We start from the raw sequence: 23,419 nt of genomic DNA, 5'->3' as shown, positions 1-23,419 counted from the left end.
ATTTTTTATGTCTGAAAAAGAATATCACGACGAACGTTATTTTATTGATTCCGATACCTTGTCTCCGGAAGCTCTGGAACGTAAGCACCGTCTGGAAAATGACCCTAGCTCCCGTACCAATCACATGGAATACATGAAGGGCATGGAAGTCATTCAGTCCGACATTTATGGCAAGGTCATGGGACATGTGGATTCCGTAGACTTCAGTAAGTACACTGCTCGTGATGTGCTGGCTGCTTTGGATCATCACACTTGCACCGTAGAAGATTTCAAAGCGCTCCTTTCTCCTGCCGCCGCTCCCTTCCTGGAAAAGATGGCACAGAAGGCAAAGCTGGAAACCAGCAAGCACTTTGGCAATACGGTCTATTTCTTTACTCCGCTCTACATTGCCAACTACTGCGAAAACTACTGCGTCTATTGCGGCTTCAACTGCTACAATAAAATCAAACGCATGCAGCTCTCTATGGAGCAGATCGAGCACGAAATGAAGGTCATCGCCGACAGCGGCATGGAGGAAGTGCTGATCCTTACCGGCGAAAGCCGCGCCAAGAGCAGCGTGGAATACATTGGCGAAGCCTGCAAGATTGCCCACAAGTACTTCCGTATGGTGGGTGTCGAAGTTTACCCCATGAACACCGACGAGTACAAGTACCTCCACGAATGTGGGGTAGACTACGTGACGGTCTTCCAGGAAACCTACGACAAGGACCGCTACGAACAGCTTCACCTGCTGGGCCACAAGCGCATTTACCCGTACCGTTTCGATTCCCAGGAACGGGCCCTTATGGGAGGCATGCGCGGCTGCGGTTTCTCCGCATTGCTTGGCCTTTCCGACTTCCGTAAGGATGCCCTGGCCAGCGCCCTCCACGTGTTCTATCTGCAGAAGAAATACCCTCATGCAGAAATGAGCCTGTCCTGCCCCCGCCTTCGCCCCATCGTGAACAACGACAAGATCAATCCTCTTGACGTTCACGAAAAGGAACTTTGCCAGGTACTGTGCGCCTACCGCATCTTCATGCCCTTTGTTGGCATTACCGTCTCCAGCCGCGAATCCAAGGAATTCCGTAACGGCATCGTAAAGATTGCCGCTACCAAGGTTTCCGCAGGGGTTTCCACCGGCGTTGGCGACCATGAGGAAAAGTACAAGGACAGCGACGACGAGGTTAAAACCAAAACCGCCGACGTAAATGCTGGCAAGAAAACCTCCGACGCCGAGGGCGACGAACAGTTCGAAATCAACGACAACCGTAGTTTCAACGCCATGTACAAGGATATTAGCGGCGAAGGCCTCCAGCCCGTGCTAAATGACTATTTGTACGTGTAGTTTAAACCATCGGGATGCCGTCGACTTGATTTTTATTTAGATTATTTGCGATGGAACAGGCGCTTTACTGGATTGCTTCTTTGACTTTCGCCATAATTCTGGCGATTTTCTTGTGGCATGCCTATACCTACAAGAACGAAGCCTCGCCTGTAGATAAGGCTTATCGAATTCTTGTTTCCTGGTGTGTGTTCTTTTGCTTGCAGGATGCCCTGTGGGGAATTGCGGCCATGCCCGAAGTTGGCCATCCGTCGCTCCTTTTTGGGATCACTACCGGATTCCATATTTTTACGGTAATCACGGCGTACGTCTGGCTTCATTTTGTTCTGGTTTATCTGGGCAGTGAAATTCACCACAAAAGGCTTTACCGTGCGCTGGTTCTTTTGGCGGTTGTTTTTCAGACAGCCTTGGTAATAAGGAATATTTTCGTTCCCACCATCTTTACCATTGGTCCCAATAACGAATACCGATGCGAAGCCTTTAGGCAGGTTGCGTTCTTTAACCAGTACTTTATCTATGTGTTGATTGGCTTGATTACTGCAATTTCTGCTTTAAGTAAGAAGGGGGATACCCGTAAGCAATATGCCGCCGTCTTTGTTTTCGTGTTGGCTCCCATATTGTGCGGCATATTCCAGTTTTTCTTCCCCAACGCACCTTTCTATGCTGTTGGCTATGCGGTAGGCTGTACAATCATTCACGTATTCATTGCATCAAGGGAGCATAACGATCGCCTGGTGCTGGCGTCTACTACCGATGAACTGACCCAGGTTTACAATCGACGTTCCTACGAAGAAGACCTTAAGCGATACGAGGATCATCCCATAGAAGATGACTTGATTCTTTTTTCTGTGGACTTGAATAGCTTAAAACAGGTTAATGATACCCTAGGTCACCTTGCTGGCGACGAACTGATCCAGGGGGCCAGCCTTTGCATTACCAACGCTTTTTCCGGCAGCGGCAAGGTTTATCGCGTGGGTGGCGATGAATTTATTGTTGTTGTACATTCCGATGAATCCGGCAAGAAATATAAGGACAGGCTTGAAAATGAAGTTGACCAGTGGAAAGGCCAGAGAATAAAGGACATGTCTCTTTCTGTTGGTTATGCCGCCAAACGGGATATGCCTAACGCCAGCCTGATGGAATTGAAAAAGTCTGCTGACCAGATGATGTATCATGATAAGGAACAGTATTACAAATCCAAGGGCGTAGACCGCCGAGGACAGCGCGAAGCCTTTGATGCCGTCTGCAATTCCTACACCAAGATTTTGAAGGTCAACCTGACGGCTGATTCCTATGGAATCATCAAGATGAACCAGGATGAGAAAACAGAACAGAAGGGCTTCTCCCATAAGATTTCCGAATGGCTTCATGGCTTTGGAAAGTCTGGGCAGGTTCATGCTGAGGACTTGGATGGTTATCTGGAAAAAACTTCCCTGGAATTCTTGCGTAGTTATTTTACGAAGGGTAACACCTCTCTGAGCATTTTCTATAGGCGACTCTCTGCCGATGGTTACCGCCGTGTGATGATGGAAATGATTCCCTCCGATGATTACACCGCAGAAAATCAGACCTTGTATTTGTACGTAAAGGATATTGGCGCAGCCCATGAAACTTGATACAACCCTCTACTTTATTACCGACAGTTCTACCGTTCCCGCCGAAAAGTTCTTACCTTCTGTGGAGGCCGCCTGCAAGGGTGGCGCCACCATCATCCAGCTTCGCGAAAAGAACAAGTCTACCCGCGAATACATGGAACTTGCCGCAAGCGTTCACGAAATCACCAGCCGCTATAACGTGCCTCTGATTATTGATGACCGCGTGGATGTTGCTCTCGCCATCGGTGCCGAAGGTGTTCATGTGGGGCAGACCGACATGCCCGTTGCTGTAGCCCGCAAACTCATGGGCCCGGGTAAAATCATCGGTGCTACGACCAAGACTGTCCCCCAGGCTCTGGAAGCCTACGAACAGGGTGCGGACTATTGTGGCGTGGGCGCCATTTATCCCACAACCACAAAGGTCGTCACCATCCTCACTTCCGTGGATACTCTGAAGGAAATCGTGAAGGCGGTGCCTATTCCCGTGAATGCTATCGGTGGCTTGAACAAGGACAACATTCACGTTCTCGCCGGCTCTGGAATCGCTGGCATTTGCGCTGTTTCTGCAATTCAGAAGGCCGCAGATCCCGAAGCTGCCGCCCGCGAACTGAAGGCTGCCTTCCTGGCGCTGTAACCTATTGACGCGGCAGAACTGGCCCGACGAGTCCCGCATCTAGCCCGACGCATCAGCACTTAACCCGACGCTCCTGACTCCAAACTGATATTATGTTTAGACTTTGGCTGACCACTTGTCCCGATGATTTTGCCGGTGAATATGATGACATCGAAGAGATGTTCAAGCGAGGCCTTACCCGCCTGATCCTTCAGAAACGTCGCAATACGCCGGAGTCCTATGAACGTTGGCTCCTGTCCTTGTCCATGGAATACCGCGACCGAATCTGGGTGCGTGGTACTCCCGATCTGGCGGAGCAGTTGGATGTCCGTGGTTGCGTGGCCGAGGCTCAATCCCTGATGGGGCCGGTTCCCGAATCCTGGAAACGCGTAAACTGTATCGCTTACTGCCGCGACCTGGAACAGCTGGCCCAATTGCCCGAGTGGGTGTCTGGAGCTCTTGTTGGCCCGATTTTTCAACCTTTATCCGGCCTTGAGCCGGTCAAAACGGTTGGACTAGACCTCCTGCAGTCCCACCTATCTTCTAATCCTCCCAAGTGCCCGGTTATCCTTTTTGGGGGTATCGACGAGGAAAATGTCCACCTTTTCAAGGAACTTCCCAGGGAATTTGGGGTGTCTGGCGCTTCTGTAATCGGTGGAATTTGGAACTACGCCGACTCCATAAATGCCTTTATTAAGCTAAACAGACTGTGCGTTTAATCACAGACTTTGTAAAAGTGTTTACTAAATAATTACAAAATGCGTTTTTTAAGCGAATTTCGCGAAAAATGTTCCAAATTGGAATAAAATAGATTGTTCTATTTGAAATTCTAAACATATATTATGGAACATGGAACGAGCAAGAGCAAAGATTTTAGTTATTGATGATACCAAGACGAATATTGAAGTCCTGGAGGGCATTTTATCTAACGACTATGATATTTTTGTTGCCTTGAACGGAAAAAAGGCTCTTGTTCTTACAGAAAAGGTTAAACCTGACCTGATTTTGCTGGACGTAATGATGCCCGAAATGGACGGTTACGAAACATTACGCCAGATGCATGCCCTAAATTTGGTGAATAATACTCCTGTTCTGTTCTTGACTGCCAAGGCAGATGCCAAAAGTGAGCAGATGGGACTGGATTTAGGTGCCGTCGACTATATTACTAAGCCATTCAATCCTGATTTGGTACGTCTCCGTATCAAGAATCAGTTGGAATTTAAGCAACAGCGTGACCATCTTCATGAACTGGTTGACGAGAAAACCAAGGATCTTCGTAAGACATTGAAGGTCATGTTGACCAGTTTGGGTGCCCTGGCTGAATACCGCGACCCTGAAACCGGCGCTCATATTAAGCGAACCCAGGTGTTGGTCCAGATGCTGGCCGAGAAACTGCAGAACCACCCGAAGTTCAGTCACGCTATTACTAGCAAGGAATATATTGATTTTTACGCTACGGCTGCACCACTCCATGATATTGGCAAGGTGGGTATCCCCGACGATATTTTAAGAAAGCCGGCTAAGCTTACCGATGAAGAAAGGTTGGTTATGAGTACCCATGCCCAGATGGGTTATGACGTACTTCTGAATGCGACCAGGGAACTGAGCAATCATCCTCTGGTCAAGATTTGCGCAGATATTATTTTGAACCATCATGAACGCTGGGATGGCGAAGGTTATCCCAACAAGATTAAGGGAGAAGATATTCCTGTGGGGGCCCGCCTTATGTCTGTGGCGGATGTTTATGACGCTCTTGTATCTCGCAGGCCTTATAAGGAACCATATCCCCATGAAGTTGCCGTGGCCGAAATCAAGGCCGGTAGGGGAACTCAGTTCGACCCCGATGTGGTCGACGCCTTTATGGAAATTGCAGACATTCTTCCCGGTATTTACGAACAGTTCAAGGATGGCGCTCAGTAAGGAGTAGCTATTGACTCATAGTCCTTTAAACGCCCAGCGACGTAGGCTCAGAATCCGAATTCTGACGGTTTTTGCCGTCCCCGTGATTATCGCCTCCATTCTATTGGTCTTCCTTTTCTCATTGACCGTCAAGGAAATGATGATTGATTCCGCATACGCCAATACGGAATCGGCTTTGCAGGACAAAGTTCTCTCTGAAGTGGAAGCCTTGCTGAAAAACGACGAAGATAAATTTGTCGCTGCGGCGAAGCGTGTTCAGAATGCCAAGGAATCGGGAATTCGCTCCATTCTCTACAGGGTCTTGCAGTCTAGTGAAGATCTCGTGGATGTCTACTATGGGGGCAATGAAGGCGAATTTATATCTGCTAGGGGTGTAAAGCTGGAAAGTGGCCAGGCGGAATATCGTACCAAGGCCTGGTATCTGGAGTCTTCCCGTAAGAGGGGGCTCGCTCTAACTGGCCCTACAATCCGTAAGGATTTCGGTAAGCAGGTCATGACCATTTCTTACCCGATCTGGGATAAGAATCAGAAGTTCCGCGGCGCTGTGGCTGCCGATATTGACTTGCACAAGGTTCGACTTTCTCTTGGTGCTGTAGCCAAGGAAGAAGGTGGCATTACCCTTTTGGCCGGTAATGACAACGATAACCTGTTTACCTATTTCCCGTATGAAACCAACCGCGGCAAGGTTCTGCAAGATAGTGTAGAAAACCTGCTTCTGCTTGCCTTGAGCGAGTTTAAGCCCGATACTCTGATGGAAGGGAAGGTTGTCCGTTTTGAATTGACCAACGACCATCGACAGCGTCTGGTGTTCATGGTGGCTCCCATCAAGAAGATGCCCTTCTATGTGGTTCATGTGAGTCAGCAGAACAAGATCGTTGCCGGCGTAGACGAAAATTCCTCCAAGACCTTCCTGTTGGTGGCTCTGGTGGTGCTCCTGTTGATGGGTGGTGCCGCTATCGTTTCCCATACACTGTTTACCAAGTTCATTCAGCGGGACTTGAACGAAAGTGTCAGCTCCAGTACCCTTTTCGATACGCTTCTGGGGAGTGATAATTTTAGGATTATCCTGACGAACGATACCTTTGATATCTTGCATGCCAGCGCCTTTATTGCGGACTTCCTGAATGGTGGTGAAGATTTGAAGGGACAGATCCTGTTCAAGTTCTTCCCGTCGGACCAGTTCAATAAATTTGTGCATCGTGTGGCCATGGGTGGCGAAATGCACGCCAGCGAACGCAAGATTCTTGTGCCTGTGAAGAGTTCTTCCGGGGAAGTGGCGTGGTGGGGCATTTTCTTCCAGGTCCTTGTGGAAGATAACGGCGAAATGCGCTATCTGTTCATGATCAACGATGAAACTAGCGGCATCCAGAAGGATACCATTTTGGATACCATTATGCTTTCCGCAGACCATTCTATCCTGGTGATTTTTGATAGAGCCAAGCGTGTGAAGTACATGTCTAAGCAGTTGGCAGACTTCCTGGGCAAGGAATGGCGCAAGATGATCGGCCTGTCTCTGGATGAATTGAAGGAACAGGGACTGCCTGAATCGGTGATTACATCCTTAAAGGATACCTTTAGCAGGCGTGAAATCTGGAAGGATTCCTTCGTGCTTAAATCCCAGGACGGCAAGAGTGAAACCTGGTTCCGTGGGGAAGGCTGTACATTGATGGTGCAGGGGTCCGTCGTGGGCTACATGCTTACCATGATCGACATTTCTGAAGTGGTGGCTGCCCGTGAAATTGCGGAGCAGGCTACCCAGGCCAAGAGTGAATTCCTGGCCAACATGAGTCATGAAATCCGTACCCCCATGAATGCCATTATCGGTATGGCGCACCTGATTTCAGAAACCCAGTTGGATGAACATCAGAGAGGATTTGTAGACCGTGTAAGTACTGCGGCCAAGTCCCTCCTTGGAATCATCAATAACATCCTGGATTTCTCCAAGATCGAGGCCAAGAAGCAAGAACTGGAAATTACCCAGTTGGTGCTTCGCGATGTGGTCAGCGATGTGGCTGCCCTGGCCGAAGTCCGTATTGCCGGACGTCCCATCGAACTGATTGTGAATGTGGATCCGGAAATTCCTGAAATCTTGATGGGTGACCCGCTGCGCCTTTCCCAGATTTTTACGAACCTGATTAACAATGCTACCAAGTTTACCGAGAAGGGCGATATTTCCCTGATCGTTTCCCTGGAATCCCGCACCGAGAACAGCGTCAAACTGAATTTCTCCGTGAAGGATACGGGTATCGGCATGACTCCGGAACAGCTTGGACGTCTCTTTAACGCCTTTACTCAGGCTGATGGCTCTACGACCCGCAAGTACGGCGGTACTGGCCTTGGCCTGGTGATTTCCAAGTCCCTGGTGGAATTGATGGGCGGTCAGATGCAGGTGGAAAGCGAGGCTGGCGTTGGATCTCGATTCTTCTTCAGTATTACACTCCCTGTTGCGGCCCAGTCTGTGGATCCCAAGTGGAAGAATCAGATTCGCTTTGCCGGAAAGAATGTCTTGCTGGTGGATGATTGCGAAAACCTCCGTGACGTATTGCGCCACTATCTGACCAAGCTAAAATGCATTGTAGAAGAGGCGGAGTCCGTTGACCAGGCCCTGGATCTTATTCAGGCGCATGAAGAGGCTGGCGAAGCTCCCTACGATATGTTCATCGTGGATTATGACATGCCGATCTTGAACGGCTTCGACTTCGTTCATGGTCTCGATGAAAAGATGATCCGGATTCCCAAGGTGTTGATGCACCCCATCCATTTTGACGAAAAGGATCTGACTGCGGCCCAGAATCTGGGATTCAGCAGCTTTGTTCCCAAGCCTCTGCAGATCAGTTCCCTGCTCAGTAGCATGGAAGAAGCCATGGGCTATGAGCTAACCTACCAGAAGGCTGTCAAGAAGGAAAAGAGCAAGATTTACTTTAAGGAAGCCAAGATCCTTCTGGTTGAAGACAACCAGATGAATCAGGAATTGGCGGTGTCCCTGCTGAATAGCGTGGGTCTCAGTTCCATGATTGCTAACAATGGTAAGGAAGCCCTGGACATGCTCCAGAAGGATTCCTTCGACCTGGTTCTCATGGATATCCAGATGCCCATTATGGATGGTCTGACCGCTACTAAGGAAATCCGTGCCCGCGAAGACGAGTACTTCAAGAATGTGCCCATTCTGGCAATGAGTGCCCGTGCCTTCCAGAAGGATACGGAAGAATGTCTAGCTGCCGGCATGAATGCCCATATTGTCAAGCCCATTGACCCCAGCCTCCTTTACGAGGAATTGGCCAAGTTCCTGGCGGTGGCTGCGGAATCCAGCAAGGTGGTTACGGACGGAGATAGTTCGGACCTGTCCCAGGAAGACAGTGAATTCCTTGCCAAGTTCCAGAAGATTCGCGACCTGGATGCCGAAGCGGGTCTGTACCATTCCAATAGCAATAGGAACGTGTTCCTCAAGATTCTGCAGGGCTTTGTCCGCGATTACGGCGGAACATCCTTCAACTTGCGCCAGATGATCGAGTCTGTCCGTTACGATGAGGCTGCACGAATTGTGCATACCATCAAGGGCTTGTGCGGAACCATCGGTGCGAACCATTTGCAGAACCTGGGCGCAACTCTAGAAAGTCAGCTTTCCCAGGGGCAGTGTAACGCCATTGATTTCAGTAACTTTGAGAAGTTGCTTCAGGAAATTACGTCTGACTTGGATGTAGTACTGTCAGGTATTGCGTCTGAGCAGGTTGTTGTCGCCAAGAAGAAAGATCCCAACGCCAAGGAAAAACTTCAGAAGCTGGTAACGGAACTGAAGGACGCCTTGGATATCTGCTCCGCCACCCGCTGCAAACGCAGCCTGGATGAAGTGGAGGGAATCTCCTTCGAGAACAACCAGGACGTGCTTATTGGCAAGCTGAAGGAACTGGTAGACGATTATGACTTTAGCGAAGCCGCCGAAGTTCTGGAAAGTCTGGAAAAGACGATTGCCTAAAAACTAAAGGACCATGGCCGCAATAAAGGCCAGGGCTACGATAATTGCGGCGACGGTGCCTACAATGCCACCGAAGCCGCTTTTCTTTTTGGCATAAGGGCTGTTAGGATCGTCTCCAAATTCATTTTCCAGGATTTCCTCGTAGTCGGGGAGTTCTTCGTCTGCGAATTCGGCTCCATCTTTCCAGCCGGTGTTCTTGTCGCTACCGCAGTGGCGGCAGAAGGTGGCGTCGGGCTTGATTTCGGCCCCGCAGTGAGGGCAAATCATGGTAACGGAATTGTCTTTCATTAGCTCCAATATACAAAAGTTGCGTGAATTATTAATACATTTGTTGAACGTATGCAGAATTTAGACGGCTTGTATTTTTCGTTGCTACGGATTGCCTTGAATGTGACCACAGAATCCTGCTTGCCTCGGGCCTTGTCCGATGACGAATGGCGGTGGGTTCATGATTACTCCGTAAAGCAGTGCCTGGTTGGGGTGCTGTTTCGTGCTGTGGAAAAGTTGCCTCATGATCAGCGTCCCCCTCGAGAACTATTGCTACGGTGGTCGTTTGAATCTCATAAGATTCAGCTGGTAAATGAACGCATGAATAAAACGGCTGCCGATTTAACGGAGATGTTCTGTGGCCGAGGGTTGCATCCTGTTATATTAAAGGGGCAGGCGAATACGCTTCTGTATCCCGATCCGTTTTGCCGTCAGGCCGGCGATATCGATATTTTGCTGGAAGGTGGCCGCGAAGGTGTTTTGCGAACTCTAACGGAGATGAACCTGCACGTAGATGCCGAGGATGATGTTAGCGATCATCATGTGCATCTTGAGCCGGGCCTTTTTGGTGGTATTACGGTGGAAGTCCATTTCTGTCCGACGTCCAGCTTTTCTCCCTATAAGACGAGAGCCATGCTTCGTTTTCTAGATGGTGAGCTGGAAGAACTTCGTTCCTGTGCGGATTGTAGTTCTTGGAAGGTGGCTCAAGGTTTTTGCGTTCCGAGTATTCCCTTTGCCCTGGTAATGCAGCTGTCCCATTTGAGACAGCATTTTTTCAGTACCGGAGTGGGTTTGCGCCAGTTGGTGGACTATCACCAGCTGCTAAAGAATTCTACCGAAGAAGATCGGGTGCGCGTGTCGAAAATGCTGGGTAAATTTGGCTTGTTTCACATGGCCGGTGCCGTTATGTGGTTGATGCGTGAAGTGTTTGGTCTCGGTGAAAATCAGCTACTTTGCCCTGTAGATAAAAAACGAGGGAAGAAACTGCTTAATGTTGTTATGAACGGGGGCAATTTTGGACGATATGCGGCTGATTATCGGGTTCCTGTGCTAAAACGCTGGATTATTGACCGCAAACGTTTTATTTGGCTGTTGAAATTTGATGCCACAGAGGCGATTTGGCATGAATTGCGTTATTGGAAGACCACGATTTCCTTGATTCCTCGAAGAATAAGGCGGGGGAGGGTGGCTCTAGGGAATCGCTAACTTAATGATGAATCTGAAAAGGAGATGGCTTTCGCCATCTCCTTTCAGCTTTTCGGGAGTGTGTATGAAAAAATCCTTGAAAATGCGATTTTTCGGAGCTTTTACGGCTCGGAAACCTGCAGGCTGTAGCCTAAATTGACCTTGCCGCCTGCATTTCGTGTTCTTTGAATCTTGTATTCTACGCGTTCAGCGCCCTTGGGCATGCAAAAGTTGACCTTCTGGTACCCCTTGTTCTTGTGAGATGACGTGTAAGTCTTGATAATTTTGCTGCCAGCGCCAATAATATTGACCGTCAGGGTCATTTCTTGCTGTAATTTGTTGCTGTGAGTAGGAGAATCGTCTTGTTGCTGCCAGGTTATAGACATCTGCCACATCTTGCCGGGCTCAACCTCACCGGCATCTTCTATGTAGATGTATTCGCCCTTGCCTTTGGCATCAGGCTTGAAATGCGACTTATTGCCGCCAATCCAGTACCTTGAAGAGGTACCTGTGACAATGCTCATTTTATTCTCCAACAAAACCCAAATGTGATGAATATCACAAATATAGCATAACTATCTAATTGTGGCAATGGTGGTTGGTTAAAATGAAAGAAAAAATGTAGAGAAGGTGAAATCTTTGTAAAAATGGTTTATTTACTTCGAATTTTCGTAGGTTTTTAGTCTGTCCTTAATTTTTTAACTTTATAAGAAAAAAGAAAGTTTTGCTAGGGACAAATTTATAGTAATTTTGCGTTGTCTTGGTAGCATCCCTGCTGAGACTATTACACCTCAAAAATAACCCGTCGACGTTGCTGTCGGCGGGTTCTTTTTTTACCTCTTACTTTGTTTTAATTTTTTATATTTTGATTTTATACAAAAACGCCCAGCCATTCGGCTGGACGCTTTTTTGTTTTGCGTAGGGTATAGCTTGATACGTTGCAATCCGTATTTGGACTACGATTGGTAAAAATCTTATGTGTGGGGGGGGATTAGTATAGGTATGAGCTGAGTATACTATCAGCTTTATCTGTAGTTTCTTTGTTGACCTCGATGTAACCCTACGCATTTGTTAGATGCGTTTGCAAATATACAATAGTTTGTTCTGTACCGCAATGGGAAATGATGGTAATATTTTAAAATAAGATAAATATATTTTGATGTTGTGTGTTGTGTGATATGTTGTATGTTTAGTTTATTTTGCTTGTTGAGTTCTTTTTGTTAAGGTTTATGCAATCTGTTTTTCAACATTTCTTGAAGAAATCATTAATCGAGAGAGATAAGCTTTTAAAAGTCCCCTATAATCTGAAATCGCCCTATTTTGGTGTGAAATTTGAATTGTTCTATCCGCCAAACGGTTTGTTTTGTTATTTTTTTTTACATATTTTTGTGAAATTCACCTTTTTTTTCATCTAGGAAGGAATGGACTATGAAAAAGGCTTTAAGAACGGCTGTTATGGCTCTAGGCTTCGCTGCCGGTGCTGCATTGGCCCAGCCGGGTATTGAAGGCGGAACTGACGGTCTTCATCAGATCAATACCAAAACCCTTGGTATAGGTAATATGACTTTGGGTACTGGTGGTAATATTTCTACCAGTGCATGGGGTCTTTCTCGTGGCGGCGTATTTGAAATGGATGGCAAGCGTTATTCCTACAACGCTGCTGACTATTCCCAGGCTGGTAACATTTTCTTTGGCATGGGTGTCCTTGACTTCTGGGATATCGGTGTCGTTCTGCCTCTGTACTATGAACACGCCAATTCCGACGGTCCTTCCGGTGATGCAAACCAGTGGACCACCAGCCGTGGTGACCTGGATATGTGGATGAAGATCCGCGCTCCTTTCAAGTCCAAGGTGTTTAGCCTGGCTGCCATGTTGGACTTGTACGCTCCTACAGGTGAAATTGGTGCCGGCGTGCGTCCACGCCATGTGTGGTACTTGAACAGCGAAACTTATACCAGCCCGTTCACTGCTGGTGACTGGACCTTTGCGGCCGGTCTTGTAACAACTTTTGACTTTACCAAAGTTGGTTATCCCTTCCGCGTGAACGCAGCTGCCAGCTATGTCTACCCGGTTGACCTGGCTGAAACCAATGCTCTTGTGTATGCCGCTGGCGTAAACTGGATTCCCAAGAAATGGGTGGATGTGTTCTTGGAATATTCCGGCGAAATGCGTTTGCAGAGCAAGGGTAACCTGAAGTTCAGTCCCATGAATGATCCCATGCTCATTACCCCGGGTTTCCGTTTCCACTTGCCTTATAATGTTGATTTTGCTGTTGGACTTGAAGTGGCTGTTCGTACCTTCAAGAACCTGGGCTTCGATCACGATAAGGAAATAGAAGGTTGCGACGATGTTATCCTTTCCTATATCGGTGAAAATGGCCATACGGCTACTTATTGCTACGCTCCTACTCCCCTTATTTCTGGTGCCGCCGTGCTTAGCGTTCGTTTCGATCCGTTTGGCCCCAAGGACACCGACAAGGATGGTGTTCCTGACGAACAAGATAAGTGTCCCAGCACTGCCAAGGGGATTAAGGTCGGTTCCGATGGCTGCCCCCTGGATAGCGACAAGGATGGCGTGATCGATGATCTGGACAAGTGCCCCAACACTCCGACTGGTAGCGTTGTGTTCTATGATGGCTGTATCGATACTACCGGTACCCGTCTGAAGGCTGAAGAAGATGCCCGTAACAAGGCTAAGGCTGATTCCGCAGTTAGCGCCAACGCTCGTGCCCTGATCTTGGATTTGGATGGCGATGGCATTCTGGACGACAAGGACAAGTGTCCCAATACTCCGGCTGGCGTTCCTGTTGATTCTACCGGTTGCCCCATGGACTTTGACCACGACGGCGTGAACGACGCCCAGGACAAGTGCCCCAATACTCCGGCTGGTACTCCTGTAGATTCTGTAGGCTGCCCCATGGACTTTGACCACGACGGCGTGCCCGATCACCTGGACAAGTGCCCCAATACTCCGGTAGGCATCGAAGTGGACATTAACGGTTGTAAGATGGACTCCGATAAGGATGGCATCCCCGATACTCAGGACAAGTGCCCCGGTACTCCCGAAGGCATGCCTGTTGACTCTATCGGCTGCTCTCTGGACTTTGACCACGACGGCGTGCCTGACATGAAGGACAAGTGCCCCAATACCTTGCCCGGTATCCGCGTCGATGAAAATGGCTGCCCCCTCGACAAAAAGGAAGACCTTGACCAGTTGAAGAAGGGCATTCAGTTCAAGACCGGTTCTGCAACCCTTACCAAGAGTAGCTTCGGTACCTTGGATGACGTTGCCGCCCTCATGCGCAAGATTCCCAACGCCAACTTAGAAGTTCAGGGTCACACCGACGACAAGGGCTCCGACGAAAAGAACATGAAGCTTTCTCAGGATCGCGCCCAGGCTGTGGTGGATTACCTGATCAAGCGTGGTGTTGAAAAGGATCGCCTCCGTGCTGTTGGCTATGGCCGCACCATGCCTTTGGCAGACAATGTAAATGAAGATGGCCGAGCCCAGAACCGCCGAGTGGAACTGGTTCCGTTCGAAAAGTAATTCTTTTATATCGACATTGAAAAAGAAGCCTCGCTCTGGGCGAGGCTTCTTTTTGCGTAAAGCTGTAAAGTATAAAGCGAAAAAAGTTCTTTAGTCCTTTTTCGGCATCTGCACGGCGATATGGATGTCCTGCAGCTGTTGCAGATCCACTTCGCTGGGGCACTGGTCCATGGGACTGGATGCGCTGGTGTTCTTCGGGAATGCGATGTAGTCACGGATGGATTCTTCACCTTCCATAGTTGCAACAACGCGATCCAGACCGAAGGCGAGACCACCGTGGGGAGGAGCACCGAACTTGAATGCGTCAACGAAGAAGCCGAACTTTTCCTTAACCTGTTCTTCGGTAAGACCGAGCAGGCGGAAAACCTTTTCCTGAACTTCAGGGTTGTGGATACGGACAGAACCGCCACCGATTTCAACACCGTTAAGAACAAGGTCATAAGCTTCGGCGTTGCAATCCTTCAGGTTGCCGGAGAGCATCATGTCCAGATGTTCGGGCAGCGGGTTGGTGAACGGGTGATGCATAGCCATGTAGCGGCCTTCGGTATCGCTGTATTCGAACATGGGGAATTCAGTGATCCAGACAAATTCGCGCTTCTTCGGGTCACGGAGGCCCTTGATACGTGCGACTTCCAAGCGGAGCTGACCCATAGCGGTAGCTGCAATCTTTTCGGGACCAGCGATGAAGAACATCATGTCGCCGCACTTAGCGCCGACTGCGTCACGCAGTTCGTTGAGCTGTTCGGTAGTAAAGAACTTGCCAACCTGAGTTTCCACTTCGTCATTTTCCTTGACGCGCATCCATACGAGACCCTTGGAACCGTACTTAGCAACGTAGGCGGTGAGTTCGTCAATCTGCTTACGGGTGAAGTCCACGCAACCCTTGGCTGCGATACCGCGGATCTTGCCACCAGCGGCAACGCAGTTCTTGAACACGCCGAATTCGCTCTTGGCACCGATTTCGGAAACGTCATGGATTTCGAGGTCGAAGCGGAGGTCCGGCTTATCGGAACCGTACTTGAGCATAGCTTCAGCCCACTTCATGCGGCGGATCTTCTTGGGAGGTTCGAAGTTCCAGACCTTACCGAGAACTTCGGTAACGAACTTATCGAACATGCCCATCACGTCGTCCTGGTCTACGAAGGACATTTCGACGTCGATCTGGGTGAATTCCGGCTGACGGTCGGCGCGGAGGTCTTCGTCACGGAAGCACTTGGCGATCTGGAAGTAGCGGTCCATGCCAGCGATCATGAGGAGCTGCTTGTACTGCTGCGGAGACTGGGGGAGAGCGTAGAACTTACCAGCGTTCACACGAGAGGGAACCAGGTAGTCACGTGCGCCTTCCGGAGTAGACTTACAGAGAACCGGAGTTTCGATGTTTTCGAAACCGTTTTCATAGAAGAAGTGGTAGACTTCCTTCAGGAACTTGCTCTTGAGCATGAGCTTCTTCTGGATCCACGGGCGACGGAGGTCCAGGTAACGGTACTGGAGGCGGAGGTCGTCGTTTTCCTTACATTCTTCGTTGGGGTCGTTGATGGCCAGGGGAGAAGTGAGGGCTGCGTTCAGGATGGTGAGTTCGCTGATCTTCACTTCGATTTCGCCGGTAGCCAGCTTTTCGTTGGTGTTGCCTTCTTCACGGGCATAGACCTTACCGGTAACGCAAATCACATATTCGTTACGGAGAGTTTCTGCGTTCTTGATAACGTCGGCATTGTAATCCGGATTGAACACAATCTGGGTCTTGCCATACTTGTCGCGGAGGTCCACAAAAATCACACCACCGTGGTCACGGCGACGATCCACCCAACCACAGAGAGTTACGGTCTGGCCAACATCTTCCTTACGGAGCTGGCCACAGTTATGAGTACGTTTCATTGTATTACCCTTTGGTATAAAAAATTTACGGGCGTAAATATAGAAACAGGAGCGTGGTGTGACAAAAGGCTACTCCGATTTTTTGGATAAATTCGGGCCTTGAAGTTCTTTTTCCTGATATGGATGGACGTCTGATAAAAAAGGTCTAACTTTTATAGATAAGCTTTAAAATCCATAATTAGAAATTCTCTAATGCATAAGTAAAAGTTATAGTTTTTCGTAAACTTTGTATAATAAAATTTAACATTCACGAAATCGGACCTTTTTTTAGAAAAAAAATGAAAAAATCGGAAAAATTTTATGAAAACTGCGACTTTTTGATAAAAAACCTTGTATATTCTTACCGAAATTTTTCAAAAAGTCCCTAAAAAGGGCTTCTTATTGTTATTGGAGATAAAATATGGCAGAAGATTTGCAATACCTTATGGAACGCATCCAGAAGGATGCTGTTGACAAGGCAGAAAACGATGCAGCAGCAATTATTGCTAAGGCAAAGGAAAAGGCAGCCGAAATTGTCAAGGCCGCCGAAGCCGAAGCTCAGGCAAAACTTGCCAAGGCCGATAAGGATGCTGAAGCATTTACCGAACGTAGCGAACGCACTCTGGAACAGTCTGCACGCGATCTTCTTCTTTCTGTAGGCAAGAATCTTCAGGATATGATTCTTAACCTGCTCTCCCTCCAGGTCGAAAAGTCCCTGGACGAATCTACCGTCAAGGAAATGCTCCTTTCCCTCGCCAAGGGCTACAGCGCCCACGTCGAAGTGGACTTCAGCGAAGCCGATGCCAAGAAGCTCGCTTCCTTCGTCACCGGCGAATTTGCAAAGCAGCTTTCTAACGGTGTTGAAGTTTCCAGCGATAAGGGTGTCAAGTATGGCTTCCGCGTCAAGCTGGACGGTGGCAAGGTCACCCACGAATTTACCGAAAAGGCAATGGCAGACGCTCTTTCTGCATTGCTCCGCCCGCAGCTGGCCAAGGTCGTTAACGCTGCAGCACAGGCAAAGTAATTAAGGCGAATCAATGAGTTCTCCTTCTTATTTAATGGCTTCTTTGCCCATGATCAACCTGGGTGACGTGCCTCCCGTGACTATGGATGATTTCCGTAGCCGTTGCGAGGGCGCTCTGGACCAGGCTGAACTTGAAGCTTTGAACGCCTTGCTTAACAATGAACCGTCTGACGATGAATTCGTACAGTCCTATCAGGCTCACGAAATTCAGATGAAGAACGTCTCCGGAAGGCTCCGTGCACAGGCATGGGGCCCCGATGTTCGCTTTAGCGAAAAGAGCTTTGCCGGCTACGACGTCTATTTCGCCAAGATGATTCAGGATGCATTTGCCAAGTCCAATCCTATGGAAAAAGAGCAGGATCTGGACAAGGCCCGTTTTTGGCTGGTTGATTGCCTCGCCGGTGTAGGGGAGGAAACGGTCAAGCACGTATATGCATACGCAATTAAGCTCCAAATTTGTGCACGTTGGGCCCGCCTTTCTGAAAAGGCCGGCGACGCTGCTGTACTCAACGTTATTAATGCAAACGATCCTGACTTTGTTCAGGAATGACCGGAGGTCCATTTTCAATGGCTAGTATCGGAAAAATCATCGGCGTCAACGGTAACTTGATTCGCGTCAAGTTCGAAAGCGCCGTGTCTCAGAACGAAGTGGCTTACGCCAAGTTGCCCTCCAAGAACAAGGAAGGCAAGTCCGAAATTATCCCGCTGAAGAGCGAAGTGATTCGTATCCGCGGCGACTACGCAGAACTTCAGGTGTTCGAAGATACCACTGGCCTTAAGGCTGGCGACGAAGTCGAATTCACTGGCGAACTGCTTTCTGTGGAACTTGGACCTGGTCTTCTGACTCAGGTGTTCGACGGTCTTCAGAACCCCCTGCCTGAACTTGCCGAACAGTGCGGCTTCTTCCTGCAGCGCGGTAAGTACCTGCCGGCTCTGCCCCGCGACAAGAAGTGGGCTTTTACCCCGGTTGCAAAGGTTGGTGACGTTTTGGTCGCTGGTGACACCATCGGTACCGTACCCGAAGGCGTGTTCACCCACCGCATCATGGTGCCTTTCAAGGTTCTCGGCAAGGTGACCGTGGAATCCGTCGTTCCTGCTGGCGAACATGTCGTTGAAGACGTCGTTGCCGTTGTCGTTAACGAAAAGGGCGAAAAGATTGAAATTAAGATGGTTCAGACTTGGCCGGTGAAGATGCCGATTAAGGCTTTCGAAGAACGTCTTCGCCCCACCAAGCCTCTGACCATGCAGCAGCGCATTGTGGATACCTTCTTCCCTGTGATGCAGGGCGGTACCTTCTGTACTCCGGGCCCCTTCGGTGCCGGTAAGACTGTGCTGCAGCAGCTCATGAGCCGTTACGCTGACGTGGACATCGTGATCCTGGCCGCTTGCGGTGAACGTGCTGGTGAAGTGGTGGAAACCCTTCGCGAATTCCCTGAGTTGATCGACCCCCGTACCGGCAAGTCCCTCATGGAACGTACCCTTATCATTTGTAACACTTCTTCCATGCCGGTGGCTGCTCGTGAAGCTTCTGTTTACACTGGCGTGACCCTGGCTGAATACTACCGCCAGATGGGCCTGAACGTGTTGCTGTTGGCTGACTCCACTTCTCGTTGGGCACAGGCTCTCCGTGAAATGTCCGGCCGTCTGGAAGAAATCCCCGGTGAAGAAGCCTTCCCGGCTTACCTCGAATCTGTGATCGCAGCCTTCTACGAACGCGGTGGCGTTGTTCGCCTGAAGGACGGTTCCACTGGTTCCGTGACCATCGGCGGTTCCGTTTCTCCGGCTGGTGGTAACTTCGAAGAACCCGTGACTCAGGCTACCCTTAAGGTGGTGGGCGCATTCCTCGGCCTTAGCCGTGAACGTTCCGACCAGCGCCGCTTCCCGGCAATCCACCCGTTGGATTCCTGGTCCAAGTACGAAGGCATTATCGATTCCAAGAAGGTTGCCGAAGCTCGTCACATCCTGGCTGCTGGCGTTGACGTCAACAACATGATGAAGGTGGTGGGTGAAGAAGGTACTTCTATCGATGACTTCATTACTTACCTCAAGTCTGAATATCTGGATGCAGTCTATCTGCAGCAGGACGCATACCACGAAATCGACGCCGCCTGCACTGGCGACCGTCAGAAGTATGTTTTCGACCGCGTCTATAACATCCTGAAGACTCCCATGACCTTTACCGAAAAGGATATCGCACGTACCTTCTTCCTGAAGCTGACTCAGGCTACCAAGGACTGGAACCGTGTGGCCATGGATTCCGCAGAATTCAAGGATATCGAAGCCAATATTACCGCTTCCGTTAAGGAGGTAACTGTCAATGCATAATGTTGCTTACCATCGTATTGAACGCATCGCCGGTTCTGTGATTTCTCTGAAGGCAGAAGGCGTTGCCAACCAGGAACTGGCTCAGGTTACTAGCTCTTTCGGTACTTCTCTCGCTCGTGTGATCCGTATCGATGGCGACATGGTCGACCTGCAGGTTTTCGCTGGTGCCCGTGGCGTTTCTACCGACTCCGAAGTCCGCTTCCTGGGCGAACCCATGAAGGTTCCCTATTCCGAAGCTCTCCTTGGCCGCGTGTTTAACGGTGCTGGCATGCCCCGCGACAACGGTCCGGAAGTAGATGGCGAACGTATCGCAATTGGCGGCCCTTCCGTGAACCCCGCAAAGCGTATTATCCCGAAGACCATGGTCCGTACTGGTATTCCCATGATCGACGTGTTCAATACCCTGGTGGTGTCTCAGAAGCTCCCGATTTTCTCTATCGCTGGTGAACCGTATAACGAACTTCTTGCCCGTATTGCTCTGCAGGCTGAAGTGGACGTCATCGTTCTTGGCGGTATGGGCCTGAAGCACGACGACTACCTGTACCTCAAGGACTTCCTCGAAAAGAATGGTGCTCTTAGCCGTACCGTGATGTTCATGCACACTGCATCTGACCCCATTGTGGAATGCTTGCTGGTGCCTGATGCATCCCTCGCCGTTGCCGAAAAGTTTGCTACCGAAGGCAAGAACGTTCTGGTGCTTCTCACCGACATGACCAACTTTGCAGACGCCATGAAGGAAATTGCCATTACCATGGAACAGATTCCTTCTAACCGTGGCTATCCTGGCGACCTCTATTCTTCTCTCGCTAGCCGTTACGAAAAGGCTGTGGACTTCGAAGGTTCCGGTTCCATTACCATCCTTGCCGTTACCACCATGCCTGGTGATGACGTGACCCACCCGGTTCCGGATAACACCGGTTACATTACCGAAGGTCAGTTCTATCTGCGTAAGGGCCGTATCGAACCGTTCGGTTCTCTGTCTCGTTTGAAGCAGCAGGTGAACGGTAAGACCCGTAGCGACCACCGTACCATTATGAATACCATGATCCAGCTCTACGCTTCTTACAAGGAAACCCTTGAAAAGCAGTCCATGGGCTTTAACATGAGTACTTGGGACCAGAAGCTGTTGAAGTACGGCCAGCGTTTCGAAAAGGAAATGATGGACCTGTCCGTGAACATTCCTCTGGAACAGGCTCTGGATCTTGGCTGGACCATTCTTGCCGACTGCTTCCAGCCCGAAGAAACCGGTATTCCTTCCAAGATGATTAGTCAGTATTGGCCCAAGAAGGGGTAATTAATGGCTAAAGTCAAGTTAACCAAAAACGCCCTCAAGGCGGAACGCGACGCACTGAAGCGCTTCCAGCGCTATCTGCCCACGTTGTTGCTCAAGAAGCAGCAGCTGCAGATGGAAATGCGTACGCTCCAGGAGAGGGTGATGGCAAAGCGCGACGAGGAAGACAAGCTTCGTAAGAGCATGTCCTCCTGGATTTCGCTGTATGCCGAACCTATCGACTGGTCGAAGTACCTGTCGGTGAAGGAAGTGCGCCAGGGCGAAGGAAATATCGCCGGTGTCCGCATTCCGACATTCGATGGAGTGGACTTCAATGTGACCATCCCTGACTTCTTTACTACGCCGGTTTGGCTGGACGACGGTATCCGCAGCCTGCAGGGGCTTATTTCCCTGCGCCTGGAACGCCGTGTTCTTGAAAAGCAGTACGAACTGCTTTCTATGGAACTCCGTACCACGAGCCAGCGCGTGAATCTTTTCGAAAAGGTCAAGATTCCCGAAGCCAAGGATAACATCCGTAAGATTAACATCTTCCTGGGTGACCAGCAGACCTCTGGCGTGGCCCGCAGTAAGCTTGCAAAGGGCAAGTCTACCGCACGTGCCGCTGCACAGGATGCCGCCGCCGCTCAGAATAAGGGGGTAGCTGCATGATTACTCCTATGAAGAAAGTAACCATTCTCTGCCTGGACAAGGAACGCGAGGCTTCTCTTGAAAAGCTCCGCGAAATGGGTATTCTCCATGTGACTCCGCTGGTAAACCCCACCGGTGTAAAGCTGAATGCCGCCAAGTCCAAGGTCATGCGAATCCGTAAGGCTCTCGAAGCAATTCCCGCCAAGGCAGGGAAGGATGCTGTTTCTCTGGACGCATCTATCGCTTCTCAGCCGGCTGTTGAAGCTGTGCATCAGATGGTGCAGGTCAAGAAGGACGCTACGGACGAAATCTCCAAGCTCCATAACGACCTGAACCGCCTTGACAACTTCGGCAATCTGGACCCGCAGACTGTTAAGTCTCTGGAAGAGAGCGGTGTTTTCGTAAAACTCTATGAAGTTGATCCCAGCAAGACTATTTCTGCTGATGACGGCGCCGTTGTGCTGCCCTTCGGTCAGAACCTTACTGGCAATCTTTATGCAGTCATTAGCAAGGGTGAAGCTCCCGCAGCCGTAAAGGATGCTGTGGAACTTCCTCTGCCGTCCATGTCCCTGGCTGAAATGCGCCAGAAGTTGGAAGCAGCCAATGCTGAACTTGCAAAGGCCGACCAGACTCTGGAAGCACTTTCCGCCAAGCGTTCCGAAATCGATTCTGAACTGGCTGATGCCGACGAAGAATACGACCTTCAGGAAGCTTCTAGCGGAATGCTCGCTGGTGCAAGCATCGCCATGATCCAGGGTTTCGCTCCTGCAAATCGCATGGGTGAAATTCAGGAAGCCGCAAAGGCTAATGGCTGGGGCGTCCGCGAAGAAGATCCTTCTGACGACGACATGGTTCCCACGCTTTTGACCCACAAGCCCATTGCGAAACCCATGCAGTTCCTGTACGATATTATCGGTATCGTCCCGGGCTACAAGGAAATTGACGTTTCCGCAGTGTTCCTGGCATTCTTTAGCTTGTTCTTTGCCATCATCGTTGGCGATGCCTTCTACGGAGCTCTGTTCCTGGCACTCACTATCGTTGCCCGCAAGAAGGCTCCGAAATCCAAGAGTGCAGGCTTTAGCTTTATGTACCTTATGAGCGGTGCCACCATCGTATGGGGCATCATGAACGCAAGCTATCTTGGTTTGACTCCGGAAATTGCTCCCTGGGTTGCAAATCTTGATTTGGCTAATGCATCCTTCTGCCCCGAGGGTCTGAAGAATGCCATGCATTGGATCCGTCAATCCTCCAACATGCAGTTCTTCTGCTTCTGCATTGCTGTAGTCCACTTGACTATTGCTCATGTTTGGAATGTGGTTGTCCAGATCCAGCGTAAGAGTACTACAGCTCTGGCTCAGGTTGGCTGGCTATTCTCCACCTGGTACATGTTCTTCCTCGCTGGAAACATGGTGCTGGGCGAAAAGGTCCCGGAAGTGTTCAGAAACTTCTTCAGCGGTCCCACTTCTGCTCCGATGATCTATGTGCTCATCGCTGGCGTGGTGCTTCTGGTGCTGTTCTCTGTGCCTCCTTCCAAGCTCAAGGAAGAATGGATTTCTATCCCCATGCTCGCCTTGAACATCGTGAACAACTTCGTGGATGTGATTAGCTACATCCGTCTGTTCGCAGTGGGCCTTTCCGGTGCTGCCATCGCAGAATCCTTCAGCGAAATGCTTTCGCCCATGTTCGGTTCTGTTGGCGGTCTCCTTGGTGCAGCCATTGTGCTACTCTTTGTTCATGCCCTGAACATTGCACTTGCCGTCATGGGTGTGGCGGTTCACGCAGTGCGTTTGAACACCCTGGAATTTTCTAACGGCCTGGACCTGCAGTGGAGCGGTTTTGGCTTCAACCCGTTCAAGAAACGGAAAAACGTTTAATAAC

17 protein-coding genes are annotated in these 23,419 nt (G+C 49.8%); 14 read left to right on the top strand and 3 right to left on the bottom strand.

All coding sequences use genetic code 11. From position 1 onward, the window contains the following. Positions 1-7 precede the first annotated feature (7 nt). The 6 genes from thiH to BUB38_RS07805 all read left to right on the top strand — a co-directional run bounded on the left by thiH (position 8) and on the right by BUB38_RS07805 (position 9,422). Positions 8-1,324 carry a 2-iminoacetate synthase ThiH gene (gene thiH / locus BUB38_RS07830; RefSeq protein ID WP_073159279.1) on the top strand — a complete coding sequence of 439 codons (1,317 nt, stop codon included), beginning with the start codon at positions 8-10 and terminating at the stop codon, positions 1,322-1,324. A 50-nt stretch (positions 1,325-1,374) separates the two neighbouring features. Beyond that, positions 1,375-2,937, top strand: a complete 1,563-nt coding sequence (locus BUB38_RS07825; RefSeq protein WP_073159277.1) for a GGDEF domain-containing protein — start codon at positions 1,375-1,377, stop codon at positions 2,935-2,937. After that, positions 2,927-3,550: a thiamine phosphate synthase gene (thiE, locus tag BUB38_RS07820; RefSeq protein WP_073159275.1), complete on the top strand. Its 624-nt coding sequence runs from the start codon at positions 2,927-2,929 to the stop codon at positions 3,548-3,550. Before BUB38_RS07825 ends, thiE begins: the two co-directional genes overlap by 11 nt. A gap of 92 nt (positions 3,551-3,642) precedes the next feature. Continuing rightward, on the top strand, positions 3,643-4,248 hold the full coding sequence (locus tag BUB38_RS07815; protein WP_073159273.1) for a thiamine phosphate synthase: 606 nt from the start codon (positions 3,643-3,645) through the stop codon (positions 4,246-4,248). A 130-nt stretch (positions 4,249-4,378) separates the two neighbouring features. After that, complete coding sequence (locus BUB38_RS07810) at positions 4,379-5,449, top strand: HD domain-containing phosphohydrolase (RefSeq protein ID WP_073159271.1); 1,071 nt, start codon at positions 4,379-4,381, stop codon at positions 5,447-5,449. 10 nt (positions 5,450-5,459) lie between these two features. Beyond that, entirely contained in the window at positions 5,460-9,422 is a 3,963-nt protein-coding gene (locus tag BUB38_RS07805) for a response regulator (protein WP_073159269.1), read from the top strand. 3 nt (positions 9,423-9,425) lie between these two features. Here BUB38_RS07805 and BUB38_RS07800 read toward each other — a convergent pair whose 3' ends face one another. Then, entirely contained in the window at positions 9,426-9,710 is a 285-nt protein-coding gene (locus tag BUB38_RS07800) for a zinc ribbon domain-containing protein (protein WP_249506250.1), read from the bottom strand. A 51-nt stretch (positions 9,711-9,761) separates the two neighbouring features. Here BUB38_RS07800 and BUB38_RS07795 point away from each other — a divergent pair, with 51 nt between their 5' ends. Beyond that, positions 9,762-10,895: a nucleotidyltransferase family protein gene (locus BUB38_RS07795; RefSeq protein ID WP_073159267.1), complete on the top strand. Its 1,134-nt coding sequence runs from the start codon at positions 9,762-9,764 to the stop codon at positions 10,893-10,895. A 101-nt stretch (positions 10,896-10,996) separates the two neighbouring features. Here BUB38_RS07795 and BUB38_RS07790 read toward each other — a convergent pair whose 3' ends face one another. Further along, entirely contained in the window at positions 10,997-11,398 is a 402-nt protein-coding gene (locus BUB38_RS07790; protein ID WP_073159265.1) for a hypothetical protein, read from the bottom strand. A gap of 904 nt (positions 11,399-12,302) precedes the next feature. Here BUB38_RS07790 and BUB38_RS07785 point away from each other — a divergent pair. Beyond that, a complete protein-coding gene (locus BUB38_RS07785) occupies positions 12,303-14,420 on the top strand; it encodes an OmpA family protein (protein ID WP_073159263.1) in 2,118 nt (705 codons plus the stop codon). A 90-nt stretch (positions 14,421-14,510) separates the two neighbouring features. Here the strand turns inward: BUB38_RS07785 and aspS are convergent, their stop codons facing one another. Next, entirely contained in the window at positions 14,511-16,295 is a 1,785-nt protein-coding gene (gene aspS, locus BUB38_RS07780) for an aspartate--tRNA ligase (protein WP_073159262.1), read from the bottom strand. Between the two features lie 400 nt (positions 16,296-16,695). Here aspS and BUB38_RS07775 point away from each other — a divergent pair, with 400 nt between their 5' ends. Genes BUB38_RS07775 through BUB38_RS07750 form a run of 6 tightly spaced genes read left to right on the top strand, consistent with a single transcriptional unit; the run spans position 16,696 to position 23,415 of the window. Then, positions 16,696-17,298: an ATPase gene (locus BUB38_RS07775; RefSeq protein ID WP_073159260.1), complete on the top strand. Its 603-nt coding sequence runs from the start codon at positions 16,696-16,698 to the stop codon at positions 17,296-17,298. Between the two features lie 13 nt (positions 17,299-17,311). After that, complete coding sequence (locus BUB38_RS07770; RefSeq protein WP_073159258.1) at positions 17,312-17,848, top strand: DUF2764 family protein; 537 nt, start codon at positions 17,312-17,314, stop codon at positions 17,846-17,848. A gap of 17 nt (positions 17,849-17,865) precedes the next feature. Further along, positions 17,866-19,623: a V-type ATP synthase subunit A gene (locus BUB38_RS07765; RefSeq protein ID WP_073159257.1), complete on the top strand. Its 1,758-nt coding sequence runs from the start codon at positions 17,866-17,868 to the stop codon at positions 19,621-19,623. Further along, a complete protein-coding gene (locus BUB38_RS07760; protein ID WP_073159255.1) occupies positions 19,616-20,917 on the top strand; it encodes a V-type ATP synthase subunit B in 1,302 nt (433 codons plus the stop codon). Before BUB38_RS07765 ends, BUB38_RS07760 begins: the two co-directional genes overlap by 8 nt. Before the next feature lie 3 nt (positions 20,918-20,920). Continuing rightward, entirely contained in the window at positions 20,921-21,562 is a 642-nt protein-coding gene (locus tag BUB38_RS07755) for a V-type ATP synthase subunit D (protein ID WP_073159253.1), read from the top strand. Between the two features lie 8 nt (positions 21,563-21,570). Beyond that, positions 21,571-23,415 (top strand): V-type ATP synthase subunit I, encoded by a 1,845-nt coding sequence (locus BUB38_RS07750; RefSeq protein ID WP_254794906.1) that lies wholly within the window; start codon positions 21,571-21,573, stop codon positions 23,413-23,415. Positions 23,416-23,419 lie beyond the last annotated feature (4 nt).

This window comes from Fibrobacter sp. UWH5, assembly GCF_900142505.1.
GTDB lineage: Bacteria > Fibrobacterota > Fibrobacteria > Fibrobacterales > Fibrobacteraceae > Fibrobacter.
This window is presented reverse-complemented; position numbering and strand designations above follow the sequence as displayed.